This window comes from Streptomyces sp. NPDC005962 (assembly GCF_040629205.1).
Taxonomy (GTDB): domain Bacteria; phylum Actinomycetota; class Actinomycetes; order Streptomycetales; family Streptomycetaceae; genus Streptomyces.
In genome coordinates, this window is record NZ_JBEXVE010000029.1 from 36,308 (window position 1) to 49,842 (window position 13,535).

Here is a 13,535-nt window from a genome sequence, read left to right on the forward strand (position 1 = left end):
CGCGGACCTTACGGTACGGGCGTTCCGCGTTGCCAGGAGTCGATGACGATCAGCGTCTTCGTCTGCAGCACACCGGCCCCCTTGCGCCGCAGACGATTGACCACTTTCTGCAGGTCGTCGACGCTGTCGACATGCAACCGGACGAGTGCGTCCACATCGCCGGTGAGCGTCAGCACCTCGTCGACCTCCGGCAGCGTCGACGCGAACTCCACGATGTCGTGGATATCCGTGTCGCCCGTGAAGCGCAGCTCGGTGACCGCCTGCAGGCCCTGGCCGAGCTTGGCCTGATCCGTGGTGATCGTATAGCCGGTGATGACCCCCGACTCTTCAAGACGGGCGATGCGCCGCCGGACCGGTGCCGGTGAGAGCTGCACCAGGCGTGCGATGTCGCGAACGGTGCGCCGCCCGTCGGCCCGCAACAGCTCCAGGATCTGCAGATCGACCGAGTCGAGATGTACGGGTGCCGACATGCCGCAAGTGTAAGCACCGCTTCCCACAACGCTCACTCTCCGCGGGATGGACTTTCCGGAAGGAGCGTGTGGCGCAACGCCGTGCGCACTTTTGTTGTGCGTGGACCGGACCCTTGAAAGCGTGTCCTCATGCCAGCCGCAACATCATCAGCGCCATGTGCCGCCCCTGCCGAAACCATGAATCCCGTGCTGCGAATCGATGCCGTCGCCATGCCGCTCGCGGTCGCCCGGATCGCGTTGATCCTGGCGCATCGCCAGTTCGACGTGCGCACCATGGATGTCGCCGCGCCCGTCGACGGGTTGCGGAGGATCACCATCGAGGTGGCCACGGCGGACGAGATCAGGGTGCGGCAGCTCCTCGCGTTCCTGAACCGGTCACCCGACGTCGTCAGGGTCGTCCGGGGGCGGTGACGAGCGCACACGGGATGGCGCGGCCCGGACCGGTAGGTCCGGGCCGCGCACGTGGCGGGGGCGTGGGTCAGCGGCCGTCGAGGGTGAAGCGGTAGAGCTTGTTGTTGTGGCCGCTGAGGCCCTCGCCCACATTGGAGATGTAGTAGCCGGAGCCCCAGTACAGGCTGCCGTCGACCACGGCGGGCCCGCCGAAGACGGAACCGCCGCTGGCGAAGTCCCACCGGATCTTCCCGGTCTCGGCGTCCAGGGCGTACATGTTGGTGCCGTCGGGTGCGGATGATCCCGCGTACATGACGCCGTTGGCGCTGGTCACGAAGGAGTCGTCCAGCCACTGACCGGCTCTGCCCTGCGGGTCGGCGGTCTGCCACTCGATCTCGCCGGTGGCGGCGTCGAGCGACACGTAGAAGCCACTGTTGATCGTGGTCTTCGTGCCGTCGGCCGCGGTGATGGTGTAGGGGAGGTGGTCACCGTTGCCGATACCGGCGAAGATGTGTTTCCCGTCGGTGGCGGTGCCCCACAGGATGCCGCCGAGCGGACCGCCGGGCCCGGCCTGTGTCTCCCACACGACCTTGCCGGTGGCCGGTTCGAGGGCGTAGTAGACACCGCTCTTCTGCCCCACGCCGAGCAGATCGGTCCGCTTGCCGCCGACCTTGGTGGTGTAGAGGTTCGGAGCGGAGCCGAAGTCGAAGTCCGGGGCCTGGTTGGGCTGGTACATCATCCAGGTGTCGGCGGTCAGGGTGTGGTGAGCCCACTTGAGCTTGCCGGTCTTCAGATCGAGGGCGAGGACGCTGTCGAAGTGGTCGTCCTCGGCCGGTGGCGTGCAGTCGGTCTGCTTGGGGTTGAGGCAGACACCGGGCGGAGAGGTGTAGTTGTTGCCGGTGCCCACGTAGAGCAGGCCGGTCTTGTGGTCGACCACGGGCTGGCTGCCCCACACCGAGGCCCCGGTGTAGCCCTTGGGAATCGTGTAGGTCTTCCAAAGGATCTTGCCGGTGCGCGCGTCGATCGCCAGGACCGAGCCGCGGAACTTCGGCTCGTCGTGCAGGGTCGAGGCCTTGGACGACGTGCCCACGTAGATGATGCCGTTGTCCACGGTGGGGGAGGAGGTGATGACGGTCGTCGGGTCGTCGTCGACCTTGGTCTTCCAGCGCTTCTCGCCCGTCTTGGCGTCGATGGAGATGAGGTAGGCGCTCTTCGACTCGGGCGTCATCAGCGTACCGGTGCCGATGTACAGGTTGCCCTTCCAGTACGCGGGGCTGGTCCGGGAGATGTCGCCGGTGATGCCGTCGTAGCCGGTGATGGTGTTCGACCAGACCTCTTTGCCGCTGTCGGCGTCGATGGCCCAGAGCTTGCCGCCCCAGTCGGGCACGTACACGGTGCCGTTCACGACGGTGGGGGTGGCGGAGACGTCGCCCGCGGTGGTGAACGTCCACTTCGGCGCCAGTCTGCCCACGTTCCCCGGGCCGATGGTGCGCTCGGTGGCGGCGTGGTGGGTGTTGTGGTTGTTCTGCCCCGCGCTGCTCCATTCGGATTGCACGGGGACACTTCTGGACTGGGCGGGCTCGTCGCCGTTCGCGGCAGGGGCGCCGTTCGCGGCGGGGGCGCCGGTCGCCAGGGTGAGGGCGGCGCAGGTGGCCGCCGCGACGGCCAGCCGCCGCCACAGCTTCCGGCCCTGCCCGGGCCGTCGGCTCGTACCGGGTTTCATGGAGTGTTTCCCTCGTTCCCTCTGTACACCTTGTGTGGCGTGTCCGGCTGGTCGCCGGCCACGTGTGGTGGGGGCTGCCCGGCTACCGCCCGGACACTTCCGCGCAGGCGTCGGCCCAGTCGGCGGTCCGCACGTCGACCACGCCCGCGGCGTCATCGGCGCCGATGGCCCGGCCGGAGAGCGCCTGGAGGAAGTGGCGCGCGGGCGCGTTGCGCCGGGTGGGCCGGTAGGGCAGCCGCAGGGTGCGGCAGCCGAGCGCACGGGCCTCGGCGCTCAGCAGCCGCAGCATCCGCGTCTCCACCCGGCGGTTGAGGACCCGGCAGCTGAGCAGGAACACCGGAACGTTCAGGGTGTCGCCGTCGGCCTCGGCCACCACGAGGCCGACCGTGCCGTAGTCGCCGAAGACATCGCGGACCCGCACCATCCAGCCATGGCCGCCGCCGTCGAGCGACTGCCGCAGCCCCGGCACGGTGAAGGGAGTGCCCGCGAGGGTGAACTGCGTGGTGCGGGTGGTCAGTTGGGCCGCCCGTTCCAGCAGGGCGTCCGACAGCCGCTCCATCGTGACCTCGATGGCGCAGCGGGTCAGGAACTCCTCGTAGTCGGCGGCGGACCGCTCCAGGGCCCGGCGCTCCGGCTCGGCCCCGTACCAGTCGGCGCGCAGCCGGTCCTCGTCCGTCACCGTGAGCTGGTCGAAGGCCGCCTCCCGGGCCAGCTGGCCCGGCGCGGCGTCCGCGTCCCGGGTCAGTTCCACCACGGCGACCTCGGGCAGCTGCGCGCGCACCGACGCGCATTCCACCGCGTCGTCGTCCACGAAGACGAAGGAGTTCAGCGCGAGCCCCAGCTCCTCGGAGAGCTCGGACAGATACCGGGCCTTGGGTCCCCAGCCGATCCGGTGGGAGGTGATGTCCCGCATCGTGAGGACCATGTCCGGGTGTTCGGCGAACACGGCCCGCACATCGGCCTCTTCGTTACGGCTGCACAGGCACAGCAGCTTGCCCTGGGCGCGCTGGTCCCTCATGAACTCCTGGACCGCGCGCCGCCCCGGGCCGATCTCCACCCCGCGCGGTCCGTCCTCGCCGCACACTCCGGCCCACAGAGTGTTGTCGCAGTCGAGCACCACGACCTTGCGGGGCCGGTGCCATGTCGTGGCGGCCATCCGCACCAGCCGGTCGGCCAGCACATCGAAGTACCCGTCGGTGTAGGGCAGATGGGCGATGCGGTCGGCGTACTCGTCGTGGGTCTCCGGCACGTCGTAGCGGTCGGCGAGGTCGTCCAGCGAGATGAGGTGTACGCCGGGCAGCGGGCCGACGGCGTCGGTGATCCGCCGCGTGGCGGCGTCGATCCACCGCGCCGCCACTGGCTCGGCCAGGGCGCCCGGCGACGGCGGGGTCAGGGCCACCAGCCAGGTCGCCGCGGAGCGGGTGGGCGCGGCGGACAGCGCCGACAGCAGCTCGTCCAGGAGCCCGTCGTCACCCCAGGGGTCCGCGGCGCCCCGGACCAGGTCCTCGACGCGCAGCAGCACGACGTTCACCCCGGCGTGGGTCAGCAGCACACCGCCCGGATCGAGCAGCACCTCCACGACCTGGCCGTACGGCGCGGCCAGAACCTCGCGGCCCGTCCCCTTCAGCAGGCGGGCCATGGCGGCCCCGAGCCCGTCCGAGGTGAAGGTCGCGGCGAGGACGATTCCCGGACTCCTCGCGCCGCTCATCCCGCCCGGCCGTCCAGATGGGCGCCCACGGCCTCGGCGAGTTCCGCGGCGGTGGTGTCCTTGCCGAGCGCGTGCACCGGCAGTTCCACGCCCAGCTCCCGCCACAGACGCGACAGCACGCGCACCGCCCGCATCGAGTCCCCGCCGAGTGCGGCGAAGGGAACGTCCGGGGCGGCCGCCTCCAGGCCCAGTACGCTGCGGAACGCCTCCAGCACCGTGTCCACTTCGTTCGTTTCCCTCACGAGAACACCCTCGTTCCGGCCACGATCGGCCAACGCGTATGGCGGAAAGGTGAAGCATCCCGGGCGGCCGTCACCCGACGGCCGGATCTGGAGCGTAAGGACCGCTTACCGGACGCCGCAACTGCGTTCAGGGCGGCAGACGTTCATGTGAGGCGGCCATCACCTCGGATACAATCCACCGCCTGCCGCCATGGCGCCTGGCGATCCACCGGTGCCGATCGAACCGAATAAGAAGAAGGAACCATGCGCAAAAACGGGTTGGCCAGCCTCATCCCCTTTTACTTCATCATCCTGATCGACAACCTGAGTGTCAGTCTCATCATTCCGGTGCTGATTCCGATCTCCTATGACGCCCATTCCGGCATCATGAGCAGCGGCGGAACCAGCACCCGTGACCTGTTCTACGGAGTCGCCATCGGCAGCTATTCCTTAGCGATGTTCCTCGGCGCACCGCTGCTCGGCTCTCTCTCGGACCACTTCCGCCGCAAGAAAACCCTGGCGCTGTGTCTGATGGGGCTGGCGCTGGGCTACGCGCTGACCATCTGGGCCATGCTGCGCCGGGACGCCTACCTGTTCGTCGCCGGACGGGTGATCGGCGGCCTCTTCTCCGGCAGCCTGCCGGTCGCCCAGGCGGCCATCCTCGACGTCACGCCGAAGGAACGCCGGGTGAACTCCATCGGGCTGATCATGTTCTGCGTCTCGACCGGGTATGTGGTGGGCCCGCTCATCGGCGGCTACCTCAGCGACTCCACCCTGGTCTCCTGGTTCACCCTCAAGACCCCGTTCATCTTCGTCGCCGGTGCCACCCTGCTGAACCTGCTCATCCTGCTCGTCGCCTATCGCGAGGCCCCGGCGTCCAGGCCCGCGGGGCGTATGGCCTTCCCGAACCCCGTGAAGCATCTGATGGAGTCCTTCACCTTCCCCGGGGTCAGGCTGCTCTCCGCCGTCCTGCTCCTGATGTCGCTGGGCTGGACGGCCTTCTTCCAGTTCATCGGCCTGTACCTGACGGCGAACGAGGGCTTCGACCAGCGCGCGGTCACCAACCTGATCTCGGTGGTCGGCGTCGGCCTCGCGGCCGCCTTCCTCTCCCTGGTGCCGCTGTCGATGAAGTACCTCAAGCCCCATGTCGCGGTGACCGGCGCGCTGGCCGGCATGGCCGTCTGCATCGCCGGTACCGCGCTCACCGGCTCGTCGGCCGCGCTCTACGCCCTGTGCCTGGTGGGCGCGGTCACCTACGGCATCTCCTACAGCGGTCTGGTGGGCATGATGTCGGCGGCCGTGGCCGACAGCCACCAGGGCTCCGTCATGGGCACGGCCGGTGCCATCGCGGCCATCTCCGCCGGTCTGTCCGGTGTCGTCTTCGGCATCATCGACGGGTCGAGCGCGGTTCCCATCTTCTCCGCGGCGGCCTTCGTCGTCCTCGCCTTCGCGCTCATCGCCGTGCGGGGGATGGGCGGCACCGGCTCCCAAGGGGAACCGGAGAGCGCGAGCACGACCTCCATGGTCTGACCGCGTCACCGGTCGGCCGGAACCGCGTTGAGGGCGTCCTCGCCGACGATCTGCGGGACCGCACCGTCTGGCGTGGCGTCCAGCATGCGCCGCACGAGCGCCGCCGCCACCGGCTCCACCGGCCCGGCCGTCTCCCGGGCGCCGGGCGTGTTCGTCGCTTCGGTCCACAGCATCCCCGGCCGCGCGAGGAGGAACGCCACGCCGGGGTGGTGCCGGGCCGCCCAGTGGACCAGGCCCTCGACGGCGGACTTGGCCGCGATGTAGTGCGGCCAGCCGTGGGGCGGTTCGCACAGAGCGGCCGAGGAGATCACCAGACAAGTGCCCCGACCGGCCTCCAGGAGGTCCAGCAGCCCCGCCATGGGCGCGCTGACCAGCCGCAGCGAACCGGTCAGGAACGCGTCCATCCGCTCCAGATCGGTGGGCGCCAGGCCCAGGGTGTGCAGGGGCGGGGCCGCGCCGCACACCAGGTAGTCGAGCCGGCCGTGGGCGCGCTCGACGCGGGCGCGCACCTCGCCGCTCCAGCGCGGGTCCGCGGCGTCGCCGGGTACGGAGTGCAAGCGGCCCGGCAGCCGTTCGCCGTCGGCCCGCAGGGAGTCCGGGAGAGCGCCGCCCCGGTGCCCGACGTAGACCTCGCACCCCTGCGACGCCAGAGCCAGGGACAGGGCCGCGCCCAGCCCGCGGCTGCCGCCGACGACCACGGCCGAGGTGCCGCGCAGCCGGTCGGACGGACTCAGGTATGTGCCCAGCGTGGCCGACGTGGCCAGGGGAGCGGGCGTACGCACCATCGCCTCGATCTCGGCTTCGGCGACGACCTCGCCGTCCGCCGTGATCTCCCCGGTGATCGACACCAGCCCGAACCGGTGGTCGGTATGGATCACGCGGGCGGTGTACGACAGCCGCGCGGGGCCGGACGCGGTGACGGGAGGGAACCGCAGCGCCACCCGTCCGAGGAGGCAGTTCTCGCCCGGCAGCCGCATCCCGGCAAGGTGGCTCGACCACAGCAGGCAGGCCAGTGGCGTCCGCCCGAGCAGCCGGGAGGCGGACGGGAACCGCTCGCACAGCGCGTCGATCCCGTCCGGGCCGTACGCACCGGACACCGTGGTGCCCGGCGGCAGATCCGCGATCGTGTGCGGGGCCGCCGACCGCGCGGGCGGCGCGGGAAGCGGTTCCAGATCCGGCGGGGAGCCGGGGCGGACCCGCACCGTCAGGCAGGTCCGGTCCCCGTCGAGCAGCCGGTATCCGGCGCCGCTCCGGGCACCGTCGAGCGCGCCGGAGCGGTATCGCACCCCGGGGAACACCGGGTTGCCGAAGTCGGCCTCGACGGCCGCCACCCCCGCCGTGTCCGGCGCCTGTTCGCCGGGTGTCTGTTCGTCCGGTGCCTGTTCGTCCAGCGTCGCCAGGACCGCGAGGACACCGTGCGCGACGGTTCGGCCGAACGGCGTGCGCCGGGCGTATTCGGGGCAGCGGTGCAGCGCGTTCCGGTCGCCGCTGACCCGGGCGAACAGCGCCACGTCGTCGTCCGAAAGCAGCACGTGAATACCTCCGATGAGCGTCGTCGGGCGGACGCCGCGGAACGGTGTGAGTATCGCGGACGCCGGGGCGTTCAACTGCGGCACGGCAGCAGTTGAACACCTGACAGGCACGACGGCGACGGTGCACGGTGGTGACAAATGATCGCCGCACGGCATCATGGGCGCGACGGGAATCCAAAAGCCTGGGCGGGCGAAAGGTCTGTACGCATGACGCAACGTCAGGCGAGCCCCTACGAAAGCTTTCAGTGGCACCGGCACCATCAGAATCCCGATGACCCGGGACTCACCATCGGTTATGTGTACGCGTTGACCGGAGATGTCGACACCGGCCGTCTCGATGATGCGTTACGAGAGGTGATTTCGGCCGTCTTTCCGCGGCTCCTCTGCTATTTCACGGAAGTCGGCGGAACGCTGATGGCACGAAGCCGTCCCGCGCCCCGGCACGTGCTGCGGCGCTGCGAGCGGCAGGACGAACTCCTCGACCCCGGCGGCATCGACCCCACCGGCCAGGAACTCTTCCGGTTCCGGTACTGGCAGGTGGGCCCGGAAGAGCTGTGGCTGCGCCTGGATTTCAGCCATGTCGTGTTCGACGGTGGCTGCTACGCCCCGTTCCTCGCCGCCCTCGGCGCCTGCTGGCAGGGCGGCACACCGGTGCGGGAGCGGTCCTTCGGCGCGGTGAGGCAGACCGGTGCCGACGAGGACGAGGCGTACTGGCGACAGATGCTCGCGGGCCGCCGACTGCACCAGCCGCTGCCCTTCTCCTCCGTGGCACCCCACCGGACCGGCCGTGGCATCGCGGTCAAGGAGACGCTCACCGGCGATCAGGCCGATGTGATCCACCGGTTCCTCCGCCACCACGAGCTGAGCCTGCTCCAGTTCGTGGTGGGCGTCACCGGAGCCCTTGTCCACGCTTACGGCGACGGCGACGACCAGAGCGTCGTCGTCGCGCACACCGTGGACACCCGGGCGTACGGAGCCCCCTACGGCTGCCACACCAACCTGCTGCCGCTCTGGCTGGACGTCTCGGCGGAGCGGCCCGCGCTCTCGGTGTTCGAGCAGGTGCGCGCCCGGCGCGAGGAGCTGAGGGACCACCAGGGCTTCCCGACACTCGACCTGCTCGCCCTCGCCACCGGCGACCGGGGCGCCACGGTGGACCGGGGCGCCAGGGTGGACCAGGGACACAGCGTTCTCAACCTCGTGGTGAACGCCTCCTCCGCCATGCTGCCGACCGCCCTGCCGCAGCTGCGGGGGCTGGAGACCTCCTGGATTCGCAAGCCCGAGACCGGCAGTTCGAGCGAGCTGAGCGTCAACTTCAGCTCCGACGAGCAGGGCATCCACCTCTCCTTCGACTCCTCCACGCGTGTGATGTCGCCACCGGCCCTGTCGGCGCTGGCGACCAACTTCCTGCGCATGGCCCGGTTCATGGCCACCGAACCGCACCGGCCGCCGTCGCGGTGCGACCTGTCGCGCCCGTGGGAACCGGTGGCCGAGGGATCATCCGTACGGACCGCCCCGGATCCTCAGGGCCTGGGCGAGGCCCTGCTCGCCACCGCGGGGCAGGAACCGGACCGGGTGGCCGTGGTGGACGATCAGCGGTCGCTCACTTACGGCGAACTGCTCGGCGCCACACGGTGGCTCGGCAGCGCACTGGCCTCCGAAGGCGCGGGTTCCGGGGAGGAGTCGGTCGGCATCTTCCTGGAGAGGTCGGCGGCGGTCCCGGTCGCCTGTCTGGCCGCGCTGGCGCTGCGGCGTACGTTCGTGCCGCTGGACCCCCGGCTGCCGGACGGCAGGCTCGCGTACATGGCGAAGACCGCGCGCCTGGGCGTGGTCCTGGTGGACGCGGCCACCCGGGACCGGGCGGCGCGGCTGTTCCCCCACCTGCGGACGCAGGACGTGGACGGAGCGCTGCGGCCCCCGCCGCCTGGCCCGGAGCCGTACGACCTCCGGCCGTCGGTCCCCGCGGACGGGGATCGCACCGCCTACGTGATGTTCACCTCGGGATCGACCGGCACCCCCAAGGGCGTGGCGGTGAGCGAGCGCAGCCTCGTCAACTTCCTGCACTCCGTGCGGGAGGACCCCGGCATGGACCCGGACGACCGCATCGTGGCCCTGACCCCGATCGGCTTCGACATCTCGCTGCTGGAGATCCTGCTGCCGCTGCTGTGCGGCGCGAGTGTCCAGGTGGTGTCCGAGGAGGCCAGGACCAGCGGGACCCTGCTCGCCGAGCGCATCGACGGCAGCGGGGCCACCGTGGTCCAGGCCACGCCGTCCACCTGGCGCATCCTGAAGACCGCCGGATGGCGGGCCCGCCGTCCCATGACCCTGCTGTGCGGCGGGGAGGCCCTGGACCGCGACCTAGCGGAGTATCTGCTGAGCCAGGGCGCTGCCGTCCACCACATGTACGGCCCGACCGAGGCGACCATCTGGGCCGGCTGGCAGCGCGTCACGGACGCCGGCCACATCCACCTGGGCGAGCCCGCGCACCACACCCGGTACTACGTGGTGGACGCCGACGGGCGGTCCGTCGCCCCGGGCATGCGCGGCGAGCTGATGATCGCGGGCGACTGCGTGGCCCAGGGGTATCTCAACGCCCCGTCGACGGCCTTCGGTGTGCTGCCCGACGGCACGCCGTCCTACCGGACCGGCGACCTGGTCCACTACGAGGGGCCGTCGCACCTCGTCTACGTCTCCCGCGACGACGGCCAGCGCAAGGTCAACGGCCACCGGATCGAACTCGGCGAAGTGGCCACCGCGGTGGCCGCCCAGATGCCGTCCGCGACCGTCGTCGCCGTCGTCCGGCCGGAGCCCGAACCGCATCTGCGCTGCTTCGTGTGGCTGCCCTCCACCGAGGACTTCGACGCCACGGTGGCGCGGGAGCGGTGCCGGGACACGCTGCCGTACTACATGGTGCCGCAGGCGGTGCACCGGCTCCGCGAGCTTCCGCTGACGGCCAACGGCAAGACCGACGTCAAGAAGCTGGCGCAGGAGCCCCTGCCCTCGCTGGACCTGTATCCGCAGGGCGAGGCGTCAACACCCGCGACCGGCGGCGAGCGGGCCGCACACGCGACCGGCGGGACGGACCCGGCAGATGTCCTCTCCGAGCTGCGGCAGCTCATCGCCACCGAACTGGGCCTCGCGCCACCGGACGCCGACCGGCCCCTGGGCTACCAGGGTGTCACCTCGCTCGGCTACAACATCCTCGCCGCCAAGATCAGCGAACGGTACGGCATCGTCGTCCACGCGCATGACTTCTACCGCCTGAACACCTTGCGCCATCTCGCCGACACCGTCATCCGCATGTCCGGTGGCCGACGGCCCGGACAGGGGGAGGACACTCGGCCGACAGCCGCGCCACGCCCCGGGGCGGTCCCGGCCGCACCCGGCGCCGACGACCGCCTGGCCATCGTCGGACTCTCGGCGGTCCTGCCCGGCGGGCCGGACCCCGACGCGTTCTGGCGGACCCTGGTCGACGGCAGGGACTGCGTCGCACCGGCCGGTGTCGAACGCGGCCTGCCCGGCGAGGTCGCCGGGTTCCTGCCCGGGGTCAAAGGGTTCGACGCCCGGTTCTTCTCCATCTCGCCACTGGAGGCCGGCTGGATGGACCCACGGCAGCGGCTGCTGCTGCAGTCCGTCTGGCACACGCTCGAAGACGCCGGATACGCCCCCTCCGAGCTGAGCGGAACACGTACCGGCTGCTACATGGCGGCCACCGGCAACGACTACGCGCTGCTCCAGGCCAGGGCGGACGCCCGGCAGATGCCGTACTCGCTGGTGGGGCACTCCATGAGCCTCATCGCCAACCGCGTCTCCTCCTGGTTCGACTGGCACGGCCCCTCGACCACCCTCGACACCGCCTGCTCCGGCTCCCTGGTGGCGCTGGTCAAGGCGTGCCGTGACGTGCGGGCCGGGGTCTGTGACGCGGCGGTGGTGGGCGGGGTGAACCTCATCCTCGACACCCAGATCAACGAAGGGCTCCAGGCGGCCCGGTTCCTCTCGCCCGACCACCGCTGTGCCGCCTTCGACGCCTCGGCCAACGGCTACGTCCGCGGTGAGGGGTATGGAACCATCCTGGTCAAGCGGCTGACGGACGCCCTCGCCGACGGTGATGACATCCGAGCGGTGGTCGAGAGCGTGGCGGAGAACCACGGCGGCCGCGCCAACTCGCTCACCGCCCCCAACCCCAACGCCCAGTACCACCTGCTGCTGGACGCCTACACTCCCGAACTCGCCGCCCGCACCGGTTACATCGAGACCCATGGGACCGGGACGGTGCTGGGCGACGCGATCGAGATCGACGCGCTCAAGCGGGCGTGGGAGCACCTGGTGCCGGAGCCTGCCGGGCGCCGCGTCCTGCTCGGCGCGGTCAAGTCCCACATCGGGCATCTGGAACCCGCCGCGGGCGTCGCCTCCGTGACCAAGGTGGTCAAGGCCTTCGAGCACCGGACCCTGCCGGGCAATCTGCACGTCCAGGAGCTCAACCCGGGCATCGCCCTGGAGGACACCCCCTTCGAGGTGCTGCGGAAGACGGTGCCGTGGGACGACGACGGTGGCCCGCTCATCGCCGGTATCAGCAGCTTCGGCTTCGGCGGCACCAACGCCCACGTCGTCCTCTCCTCGCCGCCGCCCCCTCCCGCCCGGCGCACCACCCGGGCGCAGACCCGGCTGGTGCCGCTGTCGGCGCGCACGTCACAGGCACTGCGCAGGCTCACGGCCACGCTGCTCGACCACATCGAGCGGGCCGGGCGGCTGTCGGACGAGGACCTGCTCGACGTGTCGTACACCCTCTGCCGCCGTGAGCCCCTGGCCTACCGCCAGGCCTGGTGCGTCTCCTCCGCCGAGGAGCTGACGCACGCGCTGCGTACGGCGGGCGAGCCGGTCCACACGCCACCGGCCGAGCCGGAACCCGTCCCGCAGCGGCCGACTCCCGACCTGGCCCGCCAGGGGTATCTGGCCGGTCGGCCGGTCCACTGGCAGGGCCTCTTCGCGGGGCACGAGCCGCGCAGGCTGCGGCTCCCCGGCTATCCGTTCGACGAAAGGGATCTCTGGTTCACGGACGGGGGACGCACGCCATGAGGACCGAAGACGACGCGGTCGACCGCGACGCGGTGGCCGACCATGGCGCGGCGGCCGACCGCGACGCGGCGGAGCCGGTTCCCCTGCTCGCAGCCGGTGAACCGGGCAGGTTCCGGGCGCGCATCGGCCCCGGCCACATCTACCTCCGCGAGCACCTGGTGCGCGGCCGCCGTGTCCTGCCCGGCGTCGTCAGCCTGGAGATGGCGCTGCACGGCGCCGCCCGGCTCCACCCCGGACGGCGGACGTTCGCCATCAGGGACGCCGCCTGGCTGCGGCCGGTCCCCGGTGACGAACCACTCGACGAACTCTCCCTGGCCTTTCGCTCCGCGCCCGATGGAATGGCCGTGGACTACACCGTCACCAACGGCGCCGCGCCCTGCGGCATGGGCACCCTCGAATTCGAGAGACCGGACCGGGCGCCTGCGGTGGGCCTGGACGTACGGGACGCGATCTGCGCGAACACCCGGTCCCATCTCACCCGGCGGGAAATATACGAAGAGTTCTCACACATGGGCATCGACTACGGCCCCTACTTTCGCCGTATCACCTACGTACAGCGTCACGGACAGTTGTCGCTGGCCTGGCTGTCCCACAACGACGGTACGCGGATCGGGCTGGTCAACCTCCTGGACTGCTCCTTCCAGTCGGGCATGGCGATTTCCATCGGAGAGCATCGGGAGAGCTTGATGCCTTTCTCCATGGGGCATATGGTTTTTCACGCTCCGCCATCGCTTCCTGTCGCTTCGGCCTTCGTCCTGACGGAGAAACTCTCGCCCTTCAGAACGAATTTCACGGTATTCGACGAGGGTTACGAACCGCTTCTCTCGGTCTTCGACCTCGGTGTGAAACCCGCTCTCTGACATCCTGCTGTGAATCCTAGGCATGGGG

General features: G+C 70.6%; 9 protein-coding genes. 4 read left to right on the forward strand and 5 right to left on the reverse strand.

Going from position 1 to position 13,535, the window contains the following annotated elements; all coding sequences use genetic code 11:
- Nucleotides 1–8: 8 nt before the first annotated feature.
- Entirely contained in the window at nt 9–470 is a 462-nt protein-coding gene (locus ABZ370_RS34760; RefSeq protein ID WP_358629316.1) for an Lrp/AsnC family transcriptional regulator, read from the reverse strand.
- Between the two features lie 186 nt (nt 471–656).
- On the opposite strand from ABZ370_RS34760, the gene ABZ370_RS34765 reads away from it, so the two are divergent.
- Nucleotides 657–881 (forward strand): ACT domain-containing protein, encoded by a 225-nt coding sequence (locus ABZ370_RS34765; protein WP_358629319.1) that lies wholly within the window; start codon nt 657–659, stop codon nt 879–881.
- 67 nt (nt 882–948) lie between these two features.
- Here ABZ370_RS34765 and ABZ370_RS34770 read toward each other — a convergent pair whose 3' ends face one another.
- From ABZ370_RS34770 to ABZ370_RS34780, 3 genes are all read right to left on the reverse strand, one after another.
- Nucleotides 949–2,583 (reverse strand): PQQ-binding-like beta-propeller repeat protein, encoded by a 1,635-nt coding sequence (locus tag ABZ370_RS34770; RefSeq protein WP_358629322.1) that lies wholly within the window; start codon nt 2,581–2,583, stop codon nt 949–951.
- A gap of 82 nt (nt 2,584–2,665) precedes the next feature.
- The gene (locus ABZ370_RS34775) at nt 2,666–4,291 is read right to left on the reverse strand and encodes an HAD-IIIC family phosphatase (RefSeq protein ID WP_358629325.1); all 1,626 of its coding nucleotides are present in this window, start codon (nt 4,289–4,291) and stop codon (nt 2,666–2,668) included.
- Nucleotides 4,288–4,533: an acyl carrier protein gene (locus ABZ370_RS34780; protein ID WP_358629328.1), complete on the reverse strand. Its 246-nt coding sequence runs from the start codon at nt 4,531–4,533 to the stop codon at nt 4,288–4,290. The genes ABZ370_RS34775 and ABZ370_RS34780 overlap by 4 nt, the downstream gene beginning before the upstream one ends.
- A gap of 243 nt (nt 4,534–4,776) precedes the next feature.
- Here ABZ370_RS34780 and ABZ370_RS34785 point away from each other — a divergent pair, with 243 nt between their 5' ends.
- Nucleotides 4,777–6,042 carry an MFS transporter gene (locus ABZ370_RS34785; protein WP_358629331.1) on the forward strand — a complete coding sequence of 422 codons (1,266 nt, stop codon included), beginning with the start codon at nt 4,777–4,779 and terminating at the stop codon, nt 6,040–6,042.
- 5 nt (nt 6,043–6,047) lie between these two features.
- Here the strand turns inward: ABZ370_RS34785 and ABZ370_RS34790 are convergent, their stop codons facing one another.
- Nucleotides 6,048–7,574: an SDR family NAD(P)-dependent oxidoreductase gene (locus tag ABZ370_RS34790; RefSeq protein WP_358629334.1), complete on the reverse strand. Its 1,527-nt coding sequence runs from the start codon at nt 7,572–7,574 to the stop codon at nt 6,048–6,050.
- A 414-nt stretch (nt 7,575–7,988) separates the two neighbouring features.
- On the opposite strand from ABZ370_RS34790, the gene ABZ370_RS34795 reads away from it, so the two are divergent.
- A complete protein-coding gene (locus ABZ370_RS34795; protein WP_358629337.1) occupies nt 7,989–12,647 on the forward strand; it encodes a beta-ketoacyl synthase N-terminal-like domain-containing protein in 4,659 nt (1,552 codons plus the stop codon).
- A complete protein-coding gene (locus ABZ370_RS34800; RefSeq protein WP_358629340.1) occupies nt 12,644–13,507 on the forward strand; it encodes a polyketide synthase dehydratase domain-containing protein in 864 nt (287 codons plus the stop codon). Before ABZ370_RS34795 ends, ABZ370_RS34800 begins: the two co-directional genes overlap by 4 nt.
- Nucleotides 13,508–13,535: the final 28 nt, after the last annotated feature.

What these genes read in the sequence shown, in the direction of transcription:
- ABZ370_RS34800 (WP_358629340.1), top strand. Translation starts at nt 12,644, where the DNA reads ATGAGGACCGAAGACGACGCGGTCGACCGCGACGCGGTGGCCGACCAT.
- ABZ370_RS34775 (WP_358629325.1), bottom strand. Translation starts at nt 4,291, where the DNA reads ATGAGCGGCGCGAGGAGTCCGGGAATCGTCCTCGCCGCGACCTTCACC.
- ABZ370_RS34760 (WP_358629316.1), bottom strand. Translation starts at nt 470, where the DNA reads ATGTCGGCACCCGTACATCTCGACTCGGTCGATCTGCAGATCCTGGAG.
- ABZ370_RS34770 (WP_358629322.1), bottom strand. Translation starts at nt 2,583, where the DNA reads ATGAAACCCGGTACGAGCCGACGGCCCGGGCAGGGCCGGAAGCTGTGG.
- ABZ370_RS34785 (WP_358629331.1), top strand. Translation starts at nt 4,777, where the DNA reads ATGCGCAAAAACGGGTTGGCCAGCCTCATCCCCTTTTACTTCATCATC.
- ABZ370_RS34795 (WP_358629337.1), top strand. Translation starts at nt 7,989, where the DNA reads ATGGCACGAAGCCGTCCCGCGCCCCGGCACGTGCTGCGGCGCTGCGAG.